Here is a 22,512-nt window from a genome sequence, read left to right as displayed (position 1 = left end):
AGCGCCGGCCTACCCGGTACCACCGCAAATTGCCCCTCGACGCCGCCGCGCGGAATCTGTAGCTCACATCTGTAGCTCAGGTGGAGCCGGTCATTGACAGGGCGGACACGAGGGTCTGCGACTGACGCGTTGGTGTGAGACCATGAAACTCAGGGGGCTTCTGACACTCGCGATGGCCGCGCAGGTCATCGTGACCGCGGCGGCTCTCCTCGTCTCCTATGCCGCGATCGGCACCGGGTTCGGCATTGCCCAGATCGTCGCGCTGCTCGCAAGCGGCGCCATTGCGGCCCTGCTGGCTCGTCTGTGCACGCGCGCGATCGAAACGGCGCAGGACAAACGCGCCGCCGCGCAACTGACCGAGCAGGCGCGGGCCAGCGCACAGCTGACGCAAGCCGTCATCAAGACCGCGCTCGATGCCTTCGTCCAGACCGACCAGAACGGCATCGTGCTGGAATGGAGCATTCAGGCCGAGGCCCTGACCGGATGGACGCGCAAGGAGGCGCTCGGCACCGACGTCGTCAACCTCCTCATCGCCGAGCCGCTGCGCGACGGCTTCAGGCAACGCATGATGCGGCTGCTGCCGGAATTGTCGGATACGCCGATCGGCATCCGGTTCGAAGCGACCCTGCTGCACCGAAACGGCGATGACATCCTGATCGAGGCGTCCAGCACGGCGCTCCACCTCGGGGGACGCACCCTCATCAACAATTTCGTCAAGGACGTCACGCGGAAGCGCGCCGCCGAGGAGCAGCTGATCCAGGCCCAGAAGATGGAGGCTGTCGGCCAGCTCACCGGCGGCATCGCGCACGAATTCAACAACATGCTCACCGTGATCACGGGCACGATCGAGATCCTCGCCGACGCAGTGAAGGACAATCCGCCGCTCGCCACCATCACCAAGCTGATCAGCGACGCCGCCGACCGCGGCGCCGCGCTGACGTCGAGCCTGTTGTCCTTTGCCCGCAAGCAGGCGCTCAAGCCGGCCGAGAGCGACATCAACGAACTGCTCGAAGAGCTCGCAAAGCTGCTGCTGGCAACCTTCGACAAGAAGATCGAGATCGTGACCCGGCTCGACGGCAACGTCTGGCTCGCCCTGGTCGATCGCGGCCAATTGAGCTCGGCGCTTCTCAACCTCGCAATCAACGCCCGCGACGCGATGCTGGATGGCGGCAGACTGACGTTGACGACGCGCAACGTCGTGTTCGGCGTCCGCGAGGCGGTGGCGGTCGGGGCCGGCTATGCCGGCGACTATGTCGAGATCGAGATCGCCGACACCGGCACCGGCATTCCGCCGGCCATTCTGGAGCGAATCTTCGATCCCTTCTTCTCGACCAAGGACGTCGGCAAGGGCACGGGGCTCGGGCTCAGCATGGTGTTCGGATTCATCAAGCAGTCCGGCGGCGGCATCAAGGTCGCTTCCGAGGAAGGACGCGGCACGACTTTCACGATCTACCTGCCGAAGGCGGAGGCGAGCACGCTTCGCCCCGCCGGCTATGACGAGCGCAAGGTCGTGGGTGGGACGGAAACCATTCTTTGTGTCGAGGACGACCGCGACGTCCGCCAGTACGTCACGGTCCAGCTCGAAAGCCTCGGCTACAAGGTCATCCCGGCCGCCAATGCGGCCGAGGCGCTCGCCATCGCCGCCGAAGGAACGCCCTTCGACCTGCTTTTCACCGACATCGTGATGGCCGGCAGCTTGAATGGACGAGAGCTCGCCGACGAGATGGTGGCTGCGCGCCCCTCGCTGCGGGTGCTATTCACGTCGGGCTACGCCTACGACGCCCCGCATGCGCAGGGACGCGCCACCAAGGGCGCGCCGCTTCTGACAAAGCCCTACCGCAAGGCCGAGCTCGCGCGCATGCTGCGCCGCTCTCTCGACACCGCCGTCGACGACGCGGGCGATCCGATCCCGACGCCCTATTCCGTGCAGGCCGATCTCGAAGGCTTTCTGCGCAGGCAGGCCGCTGAACGCGACAGGCGGTAGGGCGCGTCTTGCGCATGGACAGCGCATGGCTGCTGCGCAACACTCCGTCTCGGTTACAATCCCATTGGAGGCGAGCCATGACTGCACTCGAAAAGGGCATCACCGCGAACGGTACGGGCTATGGCGGCAAGACCTGGAACATCCTCGGCCAGGTCTACTTCCCGAAGGCCGTCACCGAGTCCACTTTCGCGTTCGAGACCAACAGCGATCCTGGCCAGTTCGTGCCGGTGCACATCCATCCGACCCAGGACGAATTCATCCTGGTGCAGGAAGGCACGCTCGACCTCAAGCTCGACGGCAAATGGGTCAAGGCCCATGCCGGCGATCTCGTGCGCCTGCCGCGCGGCATCCCGCACGGCTATTTCAACAAATCCGACAAACCGGCCCGCGCGTTGTTCTGGGTCTCGCCGATGCAGAAGCTGGAGGCGCTGTTCAATCAGCTCCATGACCTGACCGACCCGGCCGAGGTCGTGCGCATCTCGGCGCTGCACGAGGTCGACTTCCTGCCGCCCGAAGCCAACGACTAGGCTACGATCCCCCGACCGACGAATCGTTGGGGGAACCGGCCATGACTGCACGACGTCAACTCCTCGCCATCATCGCGGCGCTTGGACTGCTCCTTACGACGTTCGTTCCGAGCCAGGCGCAAACGCTCACGGCCAGGCAAGCGGAAGCGGTTGCGACCTACGAGCGTGCGCTCGGCGATTTCAAGGCAATCCTGGCCGAGCGGCGGCGCCAGATCGAGGCGAAGCAGCCGCTGCCGAACCTGCCGGGCCAAGCGCTGTATCTGGCACGCGTCGCCGTGATCAGTGCTTACAAGGATCTCACCGACGCCATGCCGTCCCGGATCGGCAGGCCCAACAAATTCGAAATTCCTCCAGCCTATTTCGACGCCGATATCGAACCGTTGATCGACGAATACTCAATACTGTTCGACATCATGGAAGCGCCGCCGGCGGGCGCGCAGAACTCGGCGACGCCGTTCAAGGACGTGGTCGATCTCGCGGTCGCGATCGCACGCGCGAAGGGGCTGGCGCCTGACCACGCCGAGGCCGCGGGCCGGATCAGCCTCGGGCTGTTCTTCGCCGAAACCAACGGCAAGCAGAACGTCCGCAACGGACGCTCGAACACCTATATGGGCAGCTTCCAGACCGGCCCGTCCGAGGACCGCAACGGCCGCAGGAAGTGGGAAGCCATCAAGGGCGAGATCGCGGCGGCCGATCCCGGGTTGAGTGCGCGCGACGACAAGGAGGAGGCGCGGGCCAGCGGTACCGATCATCGCTTCAATCACTGGACCAACGTACGCGATGGCCTGATGAACTCGCATGCGGATGTTTTCCGGGAGATCCCAGGAATCGTGAAGACGCTGCCCGACCGGATCGAGCAGATGAAGCTGTTCGAGCTGATCCAGATCATTCCTACGCCGACACGGTCGGCGCTCAAGTCCGGCGATCTCCTGAACTACAGGGTGTCCAGTCCGACGATCATGAAGCACCTGCGCAACAACAGCATCTTCGCATTCGGACAGGCCGACCGGGCGCGCACCTCGGCAAGCTTCCGCGAGATCCTTGGCGCAATGTGGCTGTTCAAGCGGAAATTCGAGAAGGCGATGGCGAAGTATGCGGAGATCAAGCCGCGCTGAGGATTACACCCCTACTGGATGCGCACTAGTCCTCCGGCTTGTAGCCGTCCGTCAGCATCTTCAGGAAGGTGATGATGTCGGCTTCGTCCGTTGCACCTGATAGCGTGCCATCGCAACCATCGCCTCCGCGATCACGAGCCGCTGACTATCAGCGCAACCGCCCTGAAGGCGCGCATTTTGGCGGAGGGCTGTCAAAGCCGCTTGGTGAAATGATAGCGACGAATGCCACCACCCACGGTCTTGTTGCTGGCGGCATCGGCAATCTCTTCGCGCTCGCTTCGGTATCCAGAGTTTCGATACAGCGCCAGCGCGTCCTGCTGAAGCTCCGACGTACTGAGTTGCAGTTGCTGCCGATTTCGCCGACGGCATTCATCCTCCGCGAACGCCAGCATCTTTCGCGCAATTCCCTGGCGGCGCAGGCCGGGAGCGACGTACATGCGCCGCAGCTCCATCGCATGCTCGCCTGAGGCCTCCAGACCGAACATGCCGACGATCTCGTCGTCGGCAACGGCGACCCAGAAACCGCCGTTCCGGCTTGCATAGTAATCCGCGAGCCGATCGATCTCTTCGGCGAGAGAGTGGACGATATAGCGTTCAAACGCCTCCGCCATATGCGCTGGTGCCAATAGACGATTCACCCGGACGAACAGCTCGCGCACGGCAGCAGCATCAGGCGGTGCAAAGGCGCGAATCTCAATCTCTCTTGTCATGGAGGCGCTGCCGCCGCTACTCTGTCCTTATCGGCGTGTCCTTCAGGCCATTGCTGTCATACGCCTTGCGCAAGGTGCCGTTCGTCACCGCCTCGTTCATGAACTTGGCGACGAAGGTCAGCGCTTGGGGATGGCCGAGCGGGACGGCGACCGCGGTGACGGTCTTCTTGAAGGTCTCGTCGAGCACTCGCGTGCCCGGAATCTTCTGCGCCATCTTGTTGAGCTGGTCGCGCGACAGCGCGAAGGCGTCGATCTCGCCGCTCTTCAGGAGGCCGAAGATTTCGTCATAGGTCTGGTAGCCCGTGACCTTCGCATTCTTCAGATGGGCAACCGCGCCGCGCATGGTGGTGGTGGCGTTGACGGCCGCGACCTTGATGCCCACCTGGTCGAGCGTGGCGAAATTGGTGACGTTCGAGCCTGATTTGACGATGTAGGTGGCATCCGCGACCTCGTAGATCGGACCGAACGTCATCCTGCTCTCGCGCTCGGGATCCTTGGGGAGCCAGGTGACGTCCCAAGCACCTTTTTCAAGAGTGCCTTTCGATGCGGCATCGGTGATCTGGCCGGAATTCTGGTGCACGACATATTCGACGGGCACGCCGAGCTGGGCGGCCATCTCCTTGCCGAGATCGACCGGAACGCCGGCATAGCCGGCTTCGGTTTTGGTGGACCAGAACGCGCCGCCCGCCGGGCTGATCGCGATCGCGACCCGCAGCCTGCCGGTCGGCGCGATCTCGTCCTTCAGGCCATCGGCTAGCGCGGGCATGGCAACCGCCGCGGCGAGAACGAGGCCGGCAAGGACCGATTTAAGCACCGACTGGAGAGGCGTGGGCATGTCATGATCTCCCGACCTTTTCTTCTTTTATTCTTCTCTTTTTTGTCCCGACCGCTTCGCGCGCCGTCGCTCAGCCTGTGATATAATTCTGGTCGATCGTGCGCGCGATGAAAAGCGGTTTGTGATGGCAAAACTGCCAAAGGCCACAGCGCAGTCTGCAGTGCAACGCCGACGACTGCCATGGCTATGGTGTTCCACGTCCGGGCATTTGTTGATAGCCTCCCGCCCCGACAGACAGCAACCGGGGGCCACCGAATGACCTGCGCGAATCCCGCATCTCCCGCTCGAAGCAACGGAGCGTGGAGACATGTCGGGCGGGCACTGGCCGCCGCGGTGGCCGTGGCCGCACTCACCGGCTGCGAGGACAAGAACAGTTTCGTCGCCCCGCCCCCGCCCAAGGTGGACGTGGCTACGCCCGTACAGCGCCCGGTGACGCGGTATGTCGAGGCCACCGGCAACACCGCGCCGGTCAAGAATGTCGATCTCGTCGCGCGCGTGCAGGGATTCCTGCAATCGATCGACTACCAGGACGGCGCGTTCGTCAAGCAGGGCACCCAGCTTTTCACGATCGAGCCCGAAACCTACAAGCTCAAGCTCGACCAGGCGCAGGCGGCCGAGGCCGGCGCGCAGGCCTCGCTCCGGCAGGCGGAAGCCGACTTCAAGCGGCAGAGCGATCTCGTGCAGCGGCAAGCGGTCTCGCAAGCGACTTTGGACAGCTCGACTTCGAACCGCGACAACGCACAGGCCAACCTCCAGCAGGCCCAGGCCAACACCCGCCTCGCCGAAGTCAACTACGGCTACACCAAGGTGAGCGCACCATTCGACGGCGTCGTCAGCGCGCATATGGTCTCGATCGGCGAGCTCGTCGGGGTCTCCTCCCCGACTCAACTCGCCTCCATCGTCGCGATGGACCCGATCTATGTGAATTTCACCGTCAACGAGCAGGACGTGCTGCGCATCCGTGCCGAGGCCTCCCGCCGGGGGCTCACCGCCGCCGACATGAAGCAATTTCCGATTCAAGTCGGCCTGCAGACCGAGGCCGGCTATCCGCACGAGGGCAAGCTCGACTATGTCGCCCCGACCCTCACCCAGTCGACCGGCACGCTCGCGGTACGCGGTCTCGTCCCGAACGACAAGCGGGTGCTGCTGCCCGGCTATTTCGTCCGCGTCCGCGTGCCCTTCACCCAGGAGAAGAACGCCCTCCTCGTTCCCGACACCGCGCTCGGCAGCGACCAGGGTGGCCGCTATCTCCTCGTCGTCAACGGCGACAACGTCGTCGAGCAGCGCAAGGTGCAGATCGGTCCCGTCGACAACGGCCTGCGCGTCATCGAAAGCGGCTTGAAGCCGGAGGACCGCTTGGTGACCGCAGGACTGCTGCGGGTGATTCCGGGCCAGAAGATCGATCCGCAGGTGACGAAGATCGAGCAGCCGCAGGCGTCTGCCAAGTAAGTAGGAGCGCCTGCCATGATCTCAAAATTCTTCATCGAGCGGCCGGTCCTCTCGAACGTCATCGCGCTGTTGATGATCCTGATCGGCGGCGTCGCGCTGTTCAACCTCGCGATCGCGCAATATCCCGACGTGGTGCCGCCGACGGTGCAGGTCACGACCCGCTATCCCGGCGCCAGCGCCAAGACCGTGATCGACACCGTGGCACTGCCGATCGAGCAGCAGGTCAACGGCGTCGAGGACATGCTCTATATGCAGTCCTACAGCGGCTCCGACGGCACCTATACGTTGACCGTGACGTTCAAGATCGGCACCGACCTCAACTTCGCGCAGGTGCTGGTGCAGAACCGCGTCTCCAGCGCGCTGTCGCAACTGCCCCAGTCCGTGCAGAACCAGGGCATCACTGTCCAGAAGAAATCGACCTCGATCCTGCTATTCGTGACGCTGACCTCGCCCGACAAGACGTTCGACAGCCTTTATTTGAGCAACTACGCCACCATCAACCTCCGCGACGAACTCTCGCGCCTGCCTGGCGTCGGCAACGTCACCGTGTTCGGCGCCGGTCAGTATTCGATGCGGGTGTGGCTCGATCCGAACAAGCTGCAGGTCCGTGGCCTGGTGCCGCAGGACGTCATCCAGGCGATCCAGCAGCAGAGCCAGCAGGTCTCGGCCGGCCAGGTCGGTGCGCCGCCGACGCCGCCGGGCCAGGCGTTTCAGTACACACTCAACGTCAACGGCCGGCTCGACGACACCACCGAGTTCGAGAACATCATCGTCAAATCGGGCACCAGCGGCGACGTCACGCGGGTGCGCGACGTCGGCTGGGTTGAGCTCGGCGCGCAGACCTACAGCCAGATCTTCTCGCTAAACAAGCAGCCGGCCACCGGCATCGGCGTGTTCCAGTCGCCGGGCGCCAACGCGCTCCAGGTCGAACAGGCCGTCGAGAAGAAGATGGCGGAGCTTGCGAAGGCGTTCCCGCAGGGCATGAAGTACGACACGCCGTTCGACACCACCAAATTCGTGCAGGCCTCGGTGCACGAGGTCTACATGACGCTGATCGAGGCCGGCCTGCTGGTGCTGGTCGTCATCCTGGTGTTCCTGCAGGACTGGCGCGCGATGCTGGTGCCGGCGACCACTGTGCCGGTGACCATCATCGGCGCCTTCGCCGCCATGGCGGCGCTCGGCTTCACCATCAACATGTCGACGCTGTTCGCGATCGTCCTCGCGATCGGCATCGTCGTCGACGACGCCATCGTCGTGGTGGAAGGCGCGGCCCACAACATCGAGCAGGGCATGAACGGCCACGACGCCGCGATCAAAGCAATGGACCAGTTGTTCGCGCCGATCGTCGGCATCACGCTGGTGTTGATCTCGGTGTTTTTGCCGGCGTCGTTCCTCGCCGGGCTCACCGGCCGCATCTATTCGCAATTCGCGCTGGTGATCGCGGCGACCGCGCTTCTGTCCGCCATCAACGCGGCGACGCTGAAGCCGACGCAATGTGCGCTCTGGCTGCGGCCGACAGTGCCGCCCGAGCAGCGCAACTTCTTTTATCGCGGCTTCAACGCGGTCTATAACCGCGTCGAGCGCGGCTACATCCGACTGATCGGCGTGCTGTGCAGGAACAGCACGATCTCGGTCGCGATCGCACTGGTGCTGATCGTGATCGGCGGCTATGGCCTGTCCCGCGTGCCGACCGGCTTCCTGCCGATCGAGGACCAGGGCTATCTGATCGCCGCCGTGCAACTCCCTGACGGTGCCGCGCTGGAGCGGACCCAGAAGGTGCTCGACAGAGCGAGCGAGCTGATCAAGGACACGCCCGGAGTCCAGCAGGTCATCACCATCGCCGGCATCTCCGCGCTCGACAACAGCGCCAGCCTTGCCAACGCCGGCGTCGCCTACATCATCCTGAAGGACTGGGACGCGCGCAAAGGACCGGGCGAGGATCTGCGCTCGCTGGTCTACGGGCTGAACGACAAGCTCGCGGTCATCATGGAGGCGCGCACGCTGGTGCTGCCGCCGCCGCCGATCCAGGGCATCGGCAACGCGGCCGGCTTCTCGATGCAGGTCGAGCTGCGCGACGGCAACAGCGATTTCGCCAAGCTCCAGGCCATCACGGGCGCGATGGTCAGCAATGGCCAGAGCCAGAGCGCGCTGCAGCGCGTCCAGTCCTCGTTCCGCTCTTCGGTGCCGCAATTCAACGTCGAAATCGACCGCATCAAGACCCAGACGCTGCATGTCACGACGGACCAAGTGTTCGCGGCGCTGTCGACCTATCTCGGCTCGTCCTATGTCAACCAGTTCAACAAGTTCGGCCGCGTGTTCCAGGTCTACACGCAAGCCGATCCGGCCTTCCGCGTCACCGAGCGCGACATCGCCAACATGATGGTGCGCAACTCGAACGGCGACATGATCCCGATCGGCACGGTCGCCACGATCACGCCGGCCACCGGTCCGTCGCTGATCAGCCTCTACAATCTCTATCCGTCCTCAACCGTCATCGGCCTCCCCGCGCAGGGCTACTCCTCCGGCCAGTCGCTGAAGCTGATGGAGGAGATCGCGGACAAGACGCTGCCGCCGGGCACCGGCTACGAATGGACCGCGATGTCCTATCAGGAGAAGGCCGTCTCCAACCAGATCTACTGGGTGTTCGGGCTCGCCATGCTGCTGGTCTATCTCGTGCTCGCCGGCCAGTACGAGAGCTGGTACGCGCCGATCTCGGTGATCCTGGCGGTGCCGCTGTCGTTGCTCGGCCCCATGCTGATCCTCAATGCCCTGAAGATCGACAACAACCTCTATTGCCAGATCGGCCTGATCCTGCTGATCGCGCTGTCGGCCAAGAACGCCATCCTGATCGTCGAGGTCGGGCTCGAGCTGCACGGCCGCGATGGCAAGCCGGTGCTGGAATCCGCGATCGAAGCTGCGCGCGCCCGCTTCCGCCCGATCTTGATGACGTCGTTCGCCTTCATCCTCGGGGTGGTGCCGCTGGTGATCGCGACCGGCGCCGGCGCCAGCGCGCGGAAGTCGATCGGCATCACGGTGTTCTCGGGCATGCTGGCCTCGACCTGCCTTGCGGTGCTGTTCGTGCCGGCGTTCTTCGTGGTGGTGCAGCGGTTCGAGAATTGGCGTGCGTCGAAGAAGATTCCGAAGGCGGTGGCAGTGGCCGAGGTGAAGTCCTAGGCTTGCTCCGCAGCCACCTGCCGCGCCTCGCCGCTTGAGACCAGAAGCACCGAGACTTTTGCCTGCCTGAGCACGGCGTCGGCGACGCCACCGAAGGAGAGGTGATCGGCCTGGATGCGATCGACGCCCATCACCACGAGATCGACGTCAGTGGTCTCGATCTCGCGCAGGATCGCCGCTTCCGGCGCCCGGTTCGCGCGCAAGGTCGTGGTGATGTCGACCTCGTAGCGGGCGGCAAGATCGCTGGCGTCCTTCAGGATGCCGGCCTCGTGACTCAGACCCCGAGAGGCCCCGCGTTGCGCGCCCTTGTCGCGCGTCGTCGCGACATAGATCACCCGGAGCGAGCCTGATCCCGCCTGCGCCAGCGCGACCGCGACCTCCGCGCCGCGCTTGGAGACGCCGCTGCCGGAGACCGGAACGAGGATGTTGAGCGCCTCGGGCACCGGCTGCTTTAGGTGCTTGCCCTTGGCCGCCACGATCGCGAGCGGTCCTTCGAACTTCGCTGCGATGTCCTCGATCTTCCTATCGAAGCGATCCTTGGCGGCAGCAACCTTGTCGACGCCGATGACCAGGAGATCGAAGCCCTTGCGCGCTTCGTCGGCGATGGCCTCGCCGAGCTCCGCACGCTTTGCCCGGGTGACGACATCGACGCTGCCGGCGTCGCCATCGCCATGGGCGGAGACGGTCTCGGCGGCCTTCTTCACCACGGCTTCGGGGCTCTCCTCCTCGTCGCGTCCCTTCTCCTGATCCTTGGCGCGCTTGCCGATGTGCAGCACCGTGATCGGCAGACCGCGCATGCCGGCGATCAGGCCGGCAATGTGGGCGGCGAAGGTGGCGTTGACACTTTCGTCTACTGCCAGCAAGGGACGTTCGAGATTGGCGACGAAGCCGCGCTTCTCGAACTCTTCGCGCTCCAGGCGCTCTTGCTCCTCCTCGTTCATCGGCAGCTTCGCCAGCGCCGCACGCAGCATCGGCGGCATCGCCATCGTGGTCACGATCGCCATGGTCACGATCATCGTGAACAGGTTCTGGCTGAGCACGCCGATCGAAAGACCGATGGTGGCGATGATCACCTCGGTCGAGCCGCGCGCGTTCATCCCGCTTGCGAGCGCCAGCGACTCCCGTGTGTTCAGCCCGCCCACGGTTCCGCCGACGAAGGCGCCGCCGAACTTGCCGACACTGGCGATCACGACCAGCAGGCCGGTGAGCATCAGCAGATGGGGATCGCGCAGCACCGTGAGGTCGGCGCTCAAGCCGGCCAGACCGAAGAACACCGGCATGAAGAAGCTGGATATCAACCCGCGCAGGCGCTCGTCGATCTGCCGCGTCAGGATCGGGGACTCGCCGACCAGAATGCCGGCGACAAAGGCGCCGAGCACGGTGTGAACGCCGATCAGATGCGTGATCAGCGCCATGGCGCACATCATCAGCAGGATCACCGTGATGACCGGCGCGGTGCTGACGAGATTGTCGTTGGCCCAGCGGATGAGCTGGAACGCGAGGCGGCGGCCGATGGTGAAGCTGATGGCGAGGAAGGCGAGCGTGCCCAGCACGGCTTTCGCCACCGAGGCGATATCCAACGCCCCCTGCGAGGCCAGGCTGAAGATGACCGCGATGATGATCCAGCCGATGGTGTCGTCGATGACGGCGGTGGCGACGATGATCTGGCCGACATTGCGGCGCATGAAGTTCATCTCGCGGACGACCACTGCGACGATCTTCACCGAGGAGATCGACAGCGCCGTGCCCATGAACAGCGACGCAACCAGGCGGGCTTGGGGATTCGGCAACAGCGTGTCCGGCAGGAACTCGCCGAGCGCGAAGCCGCAGGCGAAGGGCACGAGGATGCCGGCGATCGAGATCGCGATCGCGGCCTTGCCGACCTTCCTGACCAGCTTGAGGTCGGTCTCCATGCCGGTCAGCAGCAACAGCAGCAGGATGCCGAACTGGGCGATGCCGTCGATCATCGCTTTTTGCTCGGGCGTCTTGGGGAAGATCGCGTGCTGCGCGTCAGGCCAGACCCAACCGAACAGCGACGGCCCGAGCAGGATGCCGGCGAGCAATTCGCCGATCACCGAGGGCTGGCCGAGGCGCTGCATGATCTCGCCGAGACCGCGGCCGACCGCGATCAACAGCACGATCTGCGCCACCAGCAGGAATTCGGACGGACCGGCCGATTTGCCGCCCTCGGCACTGGCCGCAATTGTGGTGAGGACAAGCGCCGCGGGGGCAAGGCCGACCGTTCGGAGCAGGCTCCACTGCATGCAGGATTCTTCCCCCTTCGTCTGGTCCGGCGAGGTGCCGGGATGACGGGGATAGAACCCGCGGCAGGCAACCGGAGTTCCTTGAGTTCGCGGCCGGGTAAGGGGACAACACCAAAAAACGCGAAAACAACCCCATGCACAGTAGGGATGAGGTTGAAAAGACTGAAGAAAAATTTTGTCTCTGCGAAACTCAAATTTCGTCTTTGCCGAAAATCACTTGCTCCGTCGGGCAAAACACTGGCATGATGGCATCATGAGTGGTCTGCGCAGGGTGCCTCCTCATCCCCCGTCATGGCGCCCCCCGCCAACAAAACCACCCGGCCGCCGCTTAAATATTCTGTATTGCTTCGCTAGGCGCTAATTCACGACGTGGAGAGAGCCGCGCGCCTCACGCCGATCCCTCACACCGCCTGCGGTGTCCTGATCTCGCGCGGGAGAATGATCGCGGCTGCGATCGCGAGCAGGCAGAGTGCGGCGAAGGCATGCAGCATGGTGACGAAGCCGCCCTGCTCGTAGAGCCAGGCGACCAGGCCGACCGAGGCGCCGGCCGCGGTGAAGCCGATGAAGTAGCGCACGGCATAGGCGCGCGAGCGCCATTCCTCGCTGGTGTATTTGCCGACCATGGCGTCGTTGACCGTGACCTGCCCGAACGCGCCCATGACGATGCCGATCGAGACCAGGATCAGCGGCAAATTGGACAGGCTCGCGGCCAGATACAGGAACGGCGCCAGCATGAAGGACAGCGGCAGCGCCACCGTCTTCAGCGAATAGCGGTCGAGCAGCCGGCCGATCGTGTATTGCGTCATCGCGCCGAACACGTAGACGCAGGCGGCAATAACACCAAGCAGCGCCGGGCTTTTGGTGAGATCGGCAAGCCGCTCCGCGAACAGCTTTGGCAGCGCCACGGTGACGGCGTTGAACGTGGTGGAAATCGCGATCACGACGATCAGCAGCGACAGGATCACGCGCCACATGTCCTGCTTGGCGACCCGCGCCTGCGCTGCCGCCTGCTTCGAGCCCTTGCGGTCCTCGTGCACGACCATCATCGCAAAGGCGATGCCGATCAGGATGGTGACGATGCCGGGTACGATGAAGGCGAAGCGCCAGCCGAGATATTGGCCGATCACGCCTGTGACCAGCGCCGATGATGCGACGCCGAGATTGCCCCAGACGCCGTTGATGCCCATCTCGCGGCCGAGCCTGTCGGCGTAGGAGACGATCATTGCGGTGCCGACGGGATGATAAATCGAGGCAAAAATGCCGATCGCGAACAGCGCCGCGCCGAGCTGCGCCTGCGTCTGCACGAACCCGACCGAGATCATGGAGGCGCCGATGCCGACGAAGAAGATCAGCATCATGTGGCGGCGGCTCCAGCGGTCCCCGAGCCAGCCGGTGAGCAGCGAGCCCGCGCCAAAGGCGACGAAGCCCGGCGTCGCATAAGGCAAGAGTTCCGAATAGGCCATACCGAGCGCCGGTCCCATGATGATCACCGCGGCGGCGAAAATCAGCATCGCGTAATGGTCGATGAAATGGCCCGCGTTGACGAAACTGATCACCCGGCCGGGGCTGTTCATTCCGAATCCTCTCCTGCTCCGAAATGAGTTATATGTCGGGCGAGTGACGGGATGCCGCCAATGACTGTCGTCGAGACGCCAATCCTCCGGGCGGTCCGGAGCAATCATCGCTCGCCCGCGGGCGTGCATCTGGTCGCGCGCGACTACCCCAAGGGCATGCGGATCGATCCGCATATGCACCGCGAGGCACAGCTGATCTATGCCGCCAGGGGCACCATGCAGGTGACGACGCCCGGGGGGCGCTGGCTGGTGCCGCCGGACCGCGCGGTCTGGGTCCCCGCCGGGCTCCAGCACGCCATCGATCTGCTCGCCGACATCGAGATGCGCACGCTGTATTTCGACCTCGCCTGGCTGAAGCGCGAGCAGCGCCATGAGGGACTGACCAGGGAATTCGTGGTGCGGGTGTCGCCGCTGCTGAACCAGGCGATCCTCGCGCTGTTCGACGCCCACAATACCGAGGAGCGGACCGATCTGCTGGTTCGCCTGGTGATGCTGGAGCTGGTCCAGGCTGAGGATTCCGCGACCTTCGTGCCGCTGCCACACGAGCCGCGCTGCCGGCGCGCGGCCATGATCGTACTCGACGATCCCACCGGCCTGCACGACATCGACGCGCTGGCGCGCGAGGTCGGAACCTCCGCGCGCACGCTGTCGCGGCTGTTTTCGACAGAGACGCAGCTGAGCTTCAAGAGCTGGTGCCAGCGCGCAAGAATCGCGGCGGCGATCCAGCGGCTGTCGACGGATGCCAATGTATCGGTGAAGCAGCTCGCGACCCAGCTCGGCTATGCCAGCGTGCCGGCGTTTTCGGCCGCGTTCCGTCAGGTGACGGGACGGACGCCGACGGAGTTTGCCACACACTCCGTGTCATCGCCCGGCTTGACCGGGCGATCCAGTACTCTGGGACGGCGCGGCTAGAACCGAAAAGCCGCGGCGTACTGGATGCCCCGGTCAAGCCGGGGCATGACAGCTTTCTTTGGGTTTTCGAACCGCCCGCCCCCGCTAAACTTGCCAAAATCCCCCGCTTGATTGTGATCGGCTTCCGCCCAAATCCCGTGTAAGATTCCCGCACCGCACAAACCTGACACGAAAGCCCCGATGGCCAACGCTTTCTTCTCCGACCTGCTCACCACCATCTCCGAGCGTGGCCGCACGCTGCTTCGCCGCGGGGATTCTGCCGACACCAAGCCGGACGCCGATGGATTGATCGAGCTCTGCGGCGCGCTGCTGTCGGGTCGGGGCGAAGCGTCGGGCACCGCCATGGCGCGTGAGGTGCTCGACATCTACCAGGATTTGGATGCGGCGGGACGTCGCGCCTTTTTCGAAGCACTGGTGCGCGATTTCGGTCCGGATCGGGAACGCCTGTCCAAGGCGATCGAGACATGGCGCGCCAAGCCGGCCGACGAGGATGCCAGCGCGCTTCATTTCGCCTCCGAGCCGCGCCGCCAGGAGCTGATCCGCCGCCTCAACCGCGCACCCGGCGGCACCGGCGATCTCGTCAAGATGCGCGCCGACCTGCTCGACATGATGAACGGGCACGCCGATCTCGCCGCACTCGATCGCGACGTCTCGCATCTTCTCTCGTCATGGTTCAACAGGGGGTTTCTCGTGCTGCGCAGGATCGACTGGTCGACCCCGGCCAACATCCTCGAAAAGATCATCCGTTATGAGGCCGTACACGAGATCAGCGACTGGGACGATCTGCGCCGCCGCATCGATCCGGTCGACCGCCGCTGCTACGCCTTCTTCCATCCCGCGATGGTCGACGAGCCCCTGATCTTCGTCGAGGTGGCGCTGACGGAGACGATCCCCGGCGCGATCGCGCCGCTGCTCGCGGTCGACCGCCCCTCCGTCCCGATCGAGCGCGCCCGCACCGCCGTGTTCTACTCGATCTCCAACACCCAGCGCGGTCTCGGCGGCATCTCTTTCGGCAGCTTCCTGATCAAGCAGGTGGTGGAGGAGCTGCGCCGTGAATTGCCCAAGCTCGACAATTTCGTGACGCTGTCGCCGGTGCCGGGCTTCATGCCATGGGTGAAGCAGGACAAGGATTTGCCGCTGTCGGACGAGGACCGCGAGATCCTGAAGCGCCTCGACGATCCCAAATGGTTCGAGAACCCCGAGACCACGACACTGCTACGTGGCGTGATCGAACCCCTCGCGGCGCACTACTTCCTCAAGGCACGCACGCCGAAAGGCAAGCTGATCGATTCCGTCGCGCGCTTCCATCTCGGCAACGGCGCCCGCCTCGAGCGCATCAATTGGTTAGGCGATCTCTCGCCCAAGGGGGTGCGCGAGTCCGCCGGCGTGATGGTCAACTATCTCTACCGCCTCGACGACATCGAGAAGAACCACGAAGCCTACGCCAATGACGGCGAGGTCGTGGCCTCGAGCGCGGTGAAGAAGCTGCTGAAGGGCGAAGGGCGGCGGCTGCTGGACATGCGGCTGTCGTAGCGACATTCGGCTCACGGCACATCGTCAAGGCGAACCCAGCCGACGACGCTCTCTCCGCCGACATTGCGAGGAGCTCTGCGACGAAGCAATCCAGACTGCCTCCGCGGAAAGATTCTGGATTGTTTCGCTGCGCTCGCAATGACGGAGATTGTGGCGACACCTCGCGCAATCCCAGCAATTCGCCCGCAGCAGCCGAAGCGCCCGTCGAAGCGCTCCCCTCTCGCCACCGTCATTGCGAGGAGCCCTTGCGACGAAGCAATCCAGACTGCTCCCGTGGAAACACTCTGGATTGCTTCGCTGCGCTCGCAATGACGGAGTGTGTGGCGCGGCCGTCGCGCCCCTCGCGTTGCGCTACTCCGCCAGCGCCTTCATCTCCTTGTAGAGATCCGATTTGCCTTCGAAGCCGATGCCCGGGAGATCGGGCATGGTGATGTGGCCGTTCTCGACGCGGACGCCGTCGGGGAAGCCGCCGTAGGGCTGGAACAAATCGGGGTAGCTCTCGTTGCCGCCGAGGCCTAAGCCGGCTGCGATGTTGAGCGACATCTGGTGACCGCCGTGCGGGATGCAGCGGCTCGGCGACCAGCCATGGGTTTTCAACACTTCAAGGGTGCGCTGGTATTCGCATAGGCCGTAGGACAGCGCGCAATCGAATTGCAGCCAGTCGCGGTCCGGGCGCATGCCGCCGTAGCGGATCAAATTGCGGGCGTCCTGGTGACTGAACAGGTTTTCGCCGGTCGCCATCGGTCCCGGATAGAATTCGGCGAGGGCTGCCTGCAGCGCGTAGTCGAGGGGGTCGCCGACTTCCTCGTACCAGAACAAGGGATAATCCCGCAGCATCTTGGCGTAGGCGATTCCGGTCTCGAGATCGAAGCGGCCGTTGGCATCGACGGCGAGCTGCGCGTCGTTGCCGATCTCTTTCAGCACCGCCTCGATGCGGGTGCGATCGTCCTCGATATCGGCGCCGCCGATCTTCATCTTCACGACGTTGTAGCCGCGATCGAGATAGCCGCGCATCTCGCCGCGCAGCATCGAGAGGTCCTTGCCCGGATAATAATAGCCGCCGGCGGCGTAGACGAACACGCGCGGATTGGCTTTGACGCCGTGACGCTCAGCCAGCAGGCGGAAAAGCGGTTTCCCTGCGATCTTCGCCACGGCATCCCACACCGCCATGTCGATGGTGCCGACCGCGACGGAGCGCTCGCCGTGGCCGCCCGGCTTCTCGTTGGTCATCATCGCACCCCAGACCTTGTCGGGGTCGAGATTGTCGCCGGCCGCATTCAGCAGCGATTTCGGATCGGCCTCCAGGATGCGCGAGGCAAAGCGCTCGCGGATCAGGCCGCCCTGCCCGTAGCGGCCGTTGGAGTTGAAGCCGTAGCCGACGACGCGCTTGCCGTCGCGCACGACGTCGGTGACGACCGCAACCAGGCTCGTCGTCATCTTGGTGAAATCGATATAGGCGTTGCGGATCGGCGAAGAGATCGGTTTCGTGATCTCGCGGACGTCGACGATGCGGACGGACATGGGGGACCTCTTGCTTTCGTCATTGCGAGCGTAGCGAAGCAATCCAGAAATGCATCCGCGGAGACAGTCTGGATTGCTTCGTCGCAAGGGCTCCTCGCAATGACGAGGAGAGAGCGCTCGCGATGACGGGTGGAGAGAGCGCGCTCCTACTTCTTATCCCTGAAATACGGCTCGACCGGGCCGTGCACCTTGATGGTCAGCGGGTTGCCGTGGCGGTCCTTGGCGTTGCCGGCGGTGACGCGGACCCAGCCTTCGCTGATGCAGTACTCCTCGACATTGGTCTTCTCGACGCCCTTGAAGCGGATGCCGACGTCGCGCGCCAAAATGTCCGCGTTGTAATAGGGGCTGCTCGGATCGACCGAGAGGCGGTCCGGAAATTCGTCGCTCATGATTGTCTCGCTCATAACAGGGTCTCGATTTGCTGCCGTAATCCTTCGGGCCGCGCGGTCGGCGCATAGCGCGAAACCACCTTGCCGGCGCGATCCACCAGGAATTTGGTGAAATTCCATTTGATGGAGGCGCCCAGCAGGCCGGATTGCTGGCGTTTCAGGTACTTATACAACGGATGCGCATTGCTGCCGTTGACGTCGATCTTCTCGAACAGGGGAAAGGTGACGTCGTAGTTGGTCGAGCAGAACGCCTGGATCTCGCTCGCCGGCCCAGGCTCCTGCGCACCGAACTGGTTGCAGGGAAAGCCGAGCACCGAGAAGCCGCGCGGATTGAGATCGCGATGCAGATCCTCCAGCCCGCGATATTGCGGCGTGAAGCCGCATTTGCTCGCGGTGTTGACGATCAGCAGCACCTGCCCCTCGAAGCGGCGCATGGGCACTTCTTCGCCGAGAAGCGAGTTGGCCTTGAAGTCGTAGATCACGGACATCGCTAACCCACGGGATCGATTGGCGACGGCGGCACGCCGCCCGCCTCGATCGCCTCGCCTGCGAGCAGACAGAGATCCTCGCGATAGCGGCCGGACACGATGTGCACGCCGACCGGCGCCTTGCCGACGAGGCCGGTGGAGACCACGAGGCCCGGCAGGCCCATGAAGGGAGTGGCGATCTGCGGCAGTTGCGCTTCCCAGACCCGCTTAAAGGATTCCTCGTCCTTGCGGTCGAGATGATCCGGGAACGGCAGCTCGCCGGAGACCGGTGTCAGCAGCACGGCATAGGTCTCGAAGAACAGCATCCAGTCACGGGTCAGCGTGGCGCGGCGGGTCAATGCCTTGGCGTAATTCGCCTGGTCCATCGGCGTGACCCTGGCGCGGTTGCCGCGCAGGCACGCCAGCGCGCCGGGATCGCCCTCACGCTCGGCCATCTCGAGCTGCGCCTCATAGCCGTCGCCGAGCCAGAGCTTGATCTGCCACTCGACCGCTTCGCGCATCGGCGGCGTGTTCTCGATCACATCGACCGTCCAGCCCGCACGCTCCAGGCGCTTGCCGGCATCGGTCACGGCTGCCTTCACCTCCGGTGTGGTCGCAAGGCCGTCCGGATTGAGACACAGCGCGGCGCGCTTCGGCCGCGCGGGGCCTTCCAGCGGCGCGGGCACGAACCAGGGATCGCGGATGTCGCGGGCCGACATGGCCGCGAGCGAAATCCTGATGTCGTTGACGGTGCGCGCCAGCGGCCCCGACACCGCCATGATCTGCGGCCCGATCGGACGCTCCGGCAGGGCCGGATTGAAGGCGGGGATGCGGCCGAGCGTCGGGCGCAGGCCATGCACGCCGCAGGCATAGGCGGGATAGCGGATCGAGCCCGCAATGTCGGTGCCATGGGCGATATGGCCGATGCCGGCCGCGACCGCCGAACCGGCGCCGCCGGACGAGCCGCCCGGCGTGAGCGAGGCATCGCGGGGGTTCTTGGTGTCGCCGTGGACCAGATTGGTGGTGAACCAGCGATAGGAGAAGGCCGGGCAATTGGTGCGCCCAAGCAGAACGGCGCCGGCTTTGCGGAAATTGGCGACCACCGGATTGTCCTCGCGCGCGATCAGGTCGCGCTGGAGCTTGAGGCCGTTGGTGGTGGCAAAGCCCTCCTGGTCGACATTGGCCTTGATGGTGACGGGCACGCCGGCGAGCGGGCCTGGGTCCTCGCCCCTGGCGATGGCGGCATCGACGGCGTCGGCCTGCTTGAGCACGTCCTCGGGCCGGTGGTCGATCACGGCGTTGAGCTGGGGATTGACGGCGTCGAGCCGGGCGAGGCCGGCCTGCGCGGCCTCCCTGGCGGAGACCTTTTTGGTTTTGACGAGGGTGGCGAGGTCGGCGGCCGACAGGCGCCAGAGATCTTGCATGGCTTGCTCCGTTTAACCGGCGTCTTTTAGCCCCGGGAACGCGGCAAAGCCATGCGGATTTCGCAGGGGCGAAGGGCGAGAGCCGGGTGACGCCTCATTCGCCGTCATTGCGAGCGAAGCGAAGCAATCCAGAGTGCCTCCGCGGAAGCAGTCTGGATTGCTTCGTCGCAAGGGCTCCTCGCAATGACGGGGAAAGAGCGGCGGACCTCTAATGCCGGGTGGCAGACTGGTCCGGGATGTCCAGCAATGCCTCGGTGAAGGGGAATTCGAGCACGATCTCGCCTTCGCGGTCGGTAACTTCGATCACGGCCTCAAGCAGGGCCGGCTGGGTGCCTTCCGATCTCAGCACCTCCAGAATCATCTGGCGGGCAACCTCCCAGGCACGGTCGGGATTGCGCAGATCCTCTCCCTCAGGATCCACGATCAGTTCGTTGCCGATACGGGTGTTGAAGAAATATCTGGGCATCACGAAGTTCCAGTTGGGTCGCCTGTACCGGATTGAAAGCTGCACTGCACTCACAACTGCTTTATCAGGACAGGGTTCGCGACCGAATGCGCCGAGCGCAGGGCCGCATCACCAGAAAGTACTGTTCCCCACGCTTTTTTCGCGGCGCAATATGCCCGTCCTCGGGAAAATTTCACTGGCGAACTTTTGTGCTCGCAGTAACTTAGCCCCGGGCGGATACGTCCGAAATCTCGAAAATGGAGAGCCGAAATGGCCTGGAAAGCCCCGAAGATCGTCGAAGTGCCCTGTGGCATGGAAATCAACATGTATGTGAGCGCTACCCGCAAGTAAGCGGTTGGTGAGTTCGCGTTCTGCGCAGGTGGATCTTTCGGTCACGATGCATGTCCGGAAGACAGGATTTGTGTTGGCGTGAGGTCCACCTCGCGACATTGCCTCCAGGAGACGGATCATGCTTCGCGTCGTCGTCCTGGGCGCCGCAGCCGGCGGCGGAGTGCCGCAATGGAATTGCGGCTGCGAGGGCTGCCGGACGGCCCGTGATAACGGCCAAGAGCTGCAACGGACCCAAGCCTCGGTCGCCTTCACTGGCGACGGCGAGCACTGGTTCTTGATCAACGCCTCCCCCGACCTCCGCCAGCAATTGAATGCGACGCCACAGCTGCATCCGAAGGCAGGCGCGCTGCGCCATACGCCGATCGCAGGCGTGATCCTGACCAACAGCGAAGTGGACGCGGTGGCAGGCCTGCTGTCGATGCGCGAGGGCTCGCCCTTCACGGTCTATGCGCATGAGAAGGTGCTGGCGATCCTGAAGGCCAACAGCATCTTCAACGTGCTGAACGAGAAGAACGTGCAGCGCCAGCCGGTCGGCATCAACGAGCCGTTCGAGCCGCGGCTGCCGGACGGGGCGCGCTCAGGACTTGAGGTGCTGCCCTTCGCCGTTTCGGGCAAATCGGCCTGGTACCTGGAAGGCAAGGCGCATCCGGGCGGCGACACCGGCGAGGGCGATACGCTGGGGCTGAAGATCACCGACAAAGCGACCGGCAAATGCTTCTACTTCATCGCCGCCTGCGCCGAGGTCACCGACGCGCTCAAGGCCGAGATCGACGGCGCTGCGCTGGTATTCTTCGACGGCACGGTGTGGCAGGACGACGAGATGATCAAGGCTGGGCTTAGCCACAAGACCGGCAAGAGCATGGGCCATGTCGCGATGTCCGGCGACCACGGCGCCATCGCGCGGCTCGCCGACCTCACACTCGACAGGAAGATATTTCTGCATATCAATAACTCGAACCCGGCGCTGCTGCCCGCTTCCCCCGAGCGCAAGGCCGCTGAAGCGGCGGGCTGGCAGATACCCGCCGACGGAACGGAGATCGTGCTGTGAATGCCGCGTCACTGACTGGAATGACCGCGCTCTCGGTCGGCAAGGACATCAGGCTCACTAGCGCCGAGGAGCTGGAGGCGGCGCTGCGCCATATCGGGGCGACGCGCTATCACAGCCTGCATCCGTTTCATAAGCTCCTGCACGGCGGCAAGCTGAACAAGGGTCAGGTCCAGGCCTGGGCGCTGAACCGCTACTATTATCAGAGCACCATCCCGATCAAGGACGCGGTGGTGATCTCGCGCTTCCGCGACCGCGCCACGCGCGTGGAATGGCGCCACCGCATCGAGGATCATGACGGCGATATCGGCTCCGAAGGCGGTATCGAGCGCTGGCTGAAGCTGACCGACGGCCTCGGGCTGGACACGGCTTATGTGGAATCGACCGAGGGCATCCTGCCCGCGACGCGCTTCGCGGTCGAAGCCTATGTGCACTATTGCCGCGAGAAGTCGCCGCTAGAGGCGATCGCCTCCTCGCTCACCGAATTGTTCGCGCCGAACCTGCACGAAGAGCGCATTGCCGGCATGCTGGAGCACTATGACTTCGTCAATCCTGACATCATGAGCTACTTCAAGCGCCGCCTGGCACAGGCGCCGCGCGATGCCGGCTTTGCGCTCGACTATGTCAAGGCGCATGCCACCACGCCCGAGCAACGCGCGTCGGTCTGCAACGCACTGATCTTCAAGACCAGCGTGCTGTGGGTGCAGCTCGACGCGCTCCAACACGCCTATGTCGAGGGCCACATTCCGCCGGGCGCGTTCGTGCCCCAAGAACACCAAAAAGCGAGCTGAGG

General features: G+C 64.3%; 19 protein-coding genes. 10 read left to right on the top strand and 9 right to left on the bottom strand.

Translation table 11 applies throughout. The features are described 5' to 3' along the window. Window positions 1–142: 142 nt before the first annotated feature. The 3 genes from AC0L3A_RS13775 to AC0L3A_RS13765 all read left to right on the top strand — a co-directional run bounded on the left by AC0L3A_RS13775 (window position 143) and on the right by AC0L3A_RS13765 (window position 3,626). Entirely contained in the window at window positions 143–1,984 is a 1,842-nt protein-coding gene (locus tag AC0L3A_RS13775; RefSeq protein WP_473254557.1) for an ATP-binding protein, read from the top strand. Window positions 1,985–2,061: 77 nt separating this feature from the next. Next, on the top strand, window positions 2,062–2,511 hold the full coding sequence (locus tag AC0L3A_RS13770; RefSeq protein WP_007595617.1) for a cupin domain-containing protein: 450 nt from the start codon (window positions 2,062–2,064) through the stop codon (window positions 2,509–2,511). A 41-nt stretch (window positions 2,512–2,552) separates the two neighbouring features. After that, the gene (locus tag AC0L3A_RS13765; protein WP_219684268.1) at window positions 2,553–3,626 is read left to right on the top strand and encodes a hypothetical protein; all 1,074 of its coding nucleotides are present in this window, start codon (window positions 2,553–2,555) and stop codon (window positions 3,624–3,626) included. Window positions 3,627–3,817: 191 nt separating this feature from the next. Here AC0L3A_RS13765 and AC0L3A_RS13760 read toward each other — a convergent pair whose 3' ends face one another. Both AC0L3A_RS13760 and AC0L3A_RS13755 read right to left on the bottom strand, forming a co-directional pair. Then, the gene (locus AC0L3A_RS13760) at window positions 3,818–4,336 is read right to left on the bottom strand and encodes a GNAT family N-acetyltransferase (RefSeq protein WP_473254556.1); all 519 of its coding nucleotides are present in this window, start codon (window positions 4,334–4,336) and stop codon (window positions 3,818–3,820) included. Between the two features lie 16 nt (window positions 4,337–4,352). Further along, window positions 4,353–5,171: an ABC transporter substrate-binding protein gene (locus AC0L3A_RS13755; protein ID WP_473254555.1), complete on the bottom strand. Its 819-nt coding sequence runs from the start codon at window positions 5,169–5,171 to the stop codon at window positions 4,353–4,355. A 255-nt stretch (window positions 5,172–5,426) separates the two neighbouring features. Between AC0L3A_RS13755 and AC0L3A_RS13750 the strand changes: the two genes are divergently transcribed. Together AC0L3A_RS13750 and AC0L3A_RS13745 are read left to right on the top strand one after the other, a co-directional pair. Beyond that, window positions 5,427–6,620, top strand: coding sequence for an efflux RND transporter periplasmic adaptor subunit (locus tag AC0L3A_RS13750; protein ID WP_473254554.1), 1,194 nt, complete (start codon window positions 5,427–5,429; stop codon window positions 6,618–6,620). A 15-nt stretch (window positions 6,621–6,635) separates the two neighbouring features. After that, window positions 6,636–9,794 carry an efflux RND transporter permease subunit gene (locus AC0L3A_RS13745; RefSeq protein WP_473254553.1) on the top strand — a complete coding sequence of 1,053 codons (3,159 nt, stop codon included), beginning with the start codon at window positions 6,636–6,638 and terminating at the stop codon, window positions 9,792–9,794. On the opposite strand, the gene AC0L3A_RS13740 is transcribed toward AC0L3A_RS13745, so the two are convergent. After that, window positions 9,791–12,058: a cation:proton antiporter domain-containing protein gene (locus tag AC0L3A_RS13740; RefSeq protein ID WP_473254552.1), complete on the bottom strand. Its 2,268-nt coding sequence runs from the start codon at window positions 12,056–12,058 to the stop codon at window positions 9,791–9,793. The genes AC0L3A_RS13745 and AC0L3A_RS13740 overlap by 4 nt on opposite strands. 401 nt (window positions 12,059–12,459) lie before the next feature. Next, window positions 12,460–13,632, bottom strand: a complete 1,173-nt coding sequence (locus tag AC0L3A_RS13735; protein ID WP_354128911.1) for an MFS transporter — start codon at window positions 13,630–13,632, stop codon at window positions 12,460–12,462. Window positions 13,633–13,692: 60 nt separating this feature from the next. Between AC0L3A_RS13735 and AC0L3A_RS13730 the strand changes: the two genes are divergently transcribed. Together AC0L3A_RS13730 and AC0L3A_RS13725 are read left to right on the top strand one after the other, a co-directional pair. Continuing rightward, complete coding sequence (locus tag AC0L3A_RS13730; protein ID WP_007595640.1) at window positions 13,693–14,544, top strand: AraC family transcriptional regulator; 852 nt, start codon at window positions 13,693–13,695, stop codon at window positions 14,542–14,544. Between the two features lie 180 nt (window positions 14,545–14,724). Beyond that, on the top strand, window positions 14,725–16,077 hold the full coding sequence (locus AC0L3A_RS13725) for a malonyl-CoA decarboxylase (RefSeq protein ID WP_007595642.1): 1,353 nt from the start codon (window positions 14,725–14,727) through the stop codon (window positions 16,075–16,077). A gap of 351 nt (window positions 16,078–16,428) precedes the next feature. Here AC0L3A_RS13725 and tarD read toward each other — a convergent pair whose 3' ends face one another. The 5 genes from tarD to AC0L3A_RS13700 form a co-directional block, all read right to left on the bottom strand. Beyond that, window positions 16,429–17,598 (bottom strand): D(-)-tartrate dehydratase, encoded by a 1,170-nt coding sequence (tarD, locus tag AC0L3A_RS13720; protein ID WP_007595649.1) that lies wholly within the window; start codon window positions 17,596–17,598, stop codon window positions 16,429–16,431. A 146-nt stretch (window positions 17,599–17,744) separates the two neighbouring features. Then, entirely contained in the window at window positions 17,745–18,002 is a 258-nt protein-coding gene (locus AC0L3A_RS13715; RefSeq protein WP_007595651.1) for a DUF3297 family protein, read from the bottom strand. Then, window positions 17,999–18,475, bottom strand: a complete 477-nt coding sequence (locus tag AC0L3A_RS13710) for a glutathione peroxidase (RefSeq protein WP_007595653.1) — start codon at window positions 18,473–18,475, stop codon at window positions 17,999–18,001. The genes AC0L3A_RS13715 and AC0L3A_RS13710 overlap by 4 nt, the downstream gene beginning before the upstream one ends. Window positions 18,476–18,477: 2 nt before the next feature. Further along, window positions 18,478–19,878 (bottom strand): amidase family protein, encoded by a 1,401-nt coding sequence (locus tag AC0L3A_RS13705; RefSeq protein WP_007595655.1) that lies wholly within the window; start codon window positions 19,876–19,878, stop codon window positions 18,478–18,480. A gap of 208 nt (window positions 19,879–20,086) precedes the next feature. Further along, window positions 20,087–20,344 carry a DUF6894 family protein gene (locus tag AC0L3A_RS13700; protein WP_007595657.1) on the bottom strand — a complete coding sequence of 86 codons (258 nt, stop codon included), beginning with the start codon at window positions 20,342–20,344 and terminating at the stop codon, window positions 20,087–20,089. Between the two features lie 249 nt (window positions 20,345–20,593). Between AC0L3A_RS13700 and pqqA the strand changes: the two genes are divergently transcribed. The 3 genes from pqqA (at window position 20,594) to pqqC (ending at window position 22,510) form a co-directional block, all read left to right on the top strand. Continuing rightward, window positions 20,594–20,674 (top strand): pyrroloquinoline quinone precursor peptide PqqA, encoded by an 81-nt coding sequence (gene pqqA, locus AC0L3A_RS13695; RefSeq protein WP_007595659.1) that lies wholly within the window; start codon window positions 20,594–20,596, stop codon window positions 20,672–20,674. A gap of 118 nt (window positions 20,675–20,792) precedes the next feature. Next, a complete protein-coding gene (pqqB, locus tag AC0L3A_RS13690; RefSeq protein ID WP_354129559.1) occupies window positions 20,793–21,722 on the top strand; it encodes a pyrroloquinoline quinone biosynthesis protein PqqB in 930 nt (309 codons plus the stop codon). After that, a complete protein-coding gene (pqqC, locus tag AC0L3A_RS13685; RefSeq protein ID WP_473254551.1) occupies window positions 21,719–22,510 on the top strand; it encodes a pyrroloquinoline-quinone synthase PqqC in 792 nt (263 codons plus the stop codon). The genes pqqB and pqqC overlap by 4 nt, the downstream gene beginning before the upstream one ends. Window positions 22,511–22,512: the final 2 nt, after the last annotated feature.

Source organism: Bradyrhizobium sp. MI1.3 (assembly GCF_055811695.1).
The sequence above is the reverse complement of the archived record's forward strand: the minus strand, read 5'-3'. Positions and strand labels throughout refer to the sequence as shown.

Coding starts and splice junctions, on each gene's coding strand:
- AC0L3A_RS13775 (WP_473254557.1), top strand. CDS start 143: ATGAAACTCAGGGGGCTTCTGACACTCGCGATGGCCGCGCAGGTCATC.
- AC0L3A_RS13770 (WP_007595617.1), top strand. CDS start 2,062: ATGACTGCACTCGAAAAGGGCATCACCGCGAACGGTACGGGCTATGGC.
- AC0L3A_RS13765 (WP_219684268.1), top strand. CDS start 2,553: ATGACTGCACGACGTCAACTCCTCGCCATCATCGCGGCGCTTGGACTG.
- AC0L3A_RS13760 (WP_473254556.1), bottom strand. CDS start 4,336: ATGACAAGAGAGATTGAGATTCGCGCCTTTGCACCGCCTGATGCTGCT.
- AC0L3A_RS13755 (WP_473254555.1), bottom strand. CDS start 5,171: ATGCCCACGCCTCTCCAGTCGGTGCTTAAATCGGTCCTTGCCGGCCTC.
- AC0L3A_RS13750 (WP_473254554.1), top strand. CDS start 5,427: ATGACCTGCGCGAATCCCGCATCTCCCGCTCGAAGCAACGGAGCGTGG.
- AC0L3A_RS13745 (WP_473254553.1), top strand. CDS start 6,636: ATGATCTCAAAATTCTTCATCGAGCGGCCGGTCCTCTCGAACGTCATC.
- AC0L3A_RS13740 (WP_473254552.1), bottom strand. CDS start 12,058: ATGCAGTGGAGCCTGCTCCGAACGGTCGGCCTTGCCCCCGCGGCGCTT.
- AC0L3A_RS13735 (WP_354128911.1), bottom strand. CDS start 13,632: ATGAACAGCCCCGGCCGGGTGATCAGTTTCGTCAACGCGGGCCATTTC.
- AC0L3A_RS13730 (WP_007595640.1), top strand. CDS start 13,693: ATGACTGTCGTCGAGACGCCAATCCTCCGGGCGGTCCGGAGCAATCAT.
- AC0L3A_RS13725 (WP_007595642.1), top strand. CDS start 14,725: ATGGCCAACGCTTTCTTCTCCGACCTGCTCACCACCATCTCCGAGCGT.
- tarD (WP_007595649.1), bottom strand. CDS start 17,598: ATGTCCGTCCGCATCGTCGACGTCCGCGAGATCACGAAACCGATCTCT.
- AC0L3A_RS13715 (WP_007595651.1), bottom strand. CDS start 18,002: ATGAGCGAGACAATCATGAGCGACGAATTTCCGGACCGCCTCTCGGTC.
- AC0L3A_RS13710 (WP_007595653.1), bottom strand. CDS start 18,475: ATGTCCGTGATCTACGACTTCAAGGCCAACTCGCTTCTCGGCGAAGAA.
- AC0L3A_RS13705 (WP_007595655.1), bottom strand. CDS start 19,878: ATGCAAGATCTCTGGCGCCTGTCGGCCGCCGACCTCGCCACCCTCGTC.
- AC0L3A_RS13700 (WP_007595657.1), bottom strand. CDS start 20,344: ATGCCCAGATATTTCTTCAACACCCGTATCGGCAACGAACTGATCGTG.
- pqqA (WP_007595659.1), top strand. CDS start 20,594: ATGGCCTGGAAAGCCCCGAAGATCGTCGAAGTGCCCTGTGGCATGGAA.
- pqqB (WP_354129559.1), top strand. CDS start 20,793: ATGCTTCGCGTCGTCGTCCTGGGCGCCGCAGCCGGCGGCGGAGTGCCG.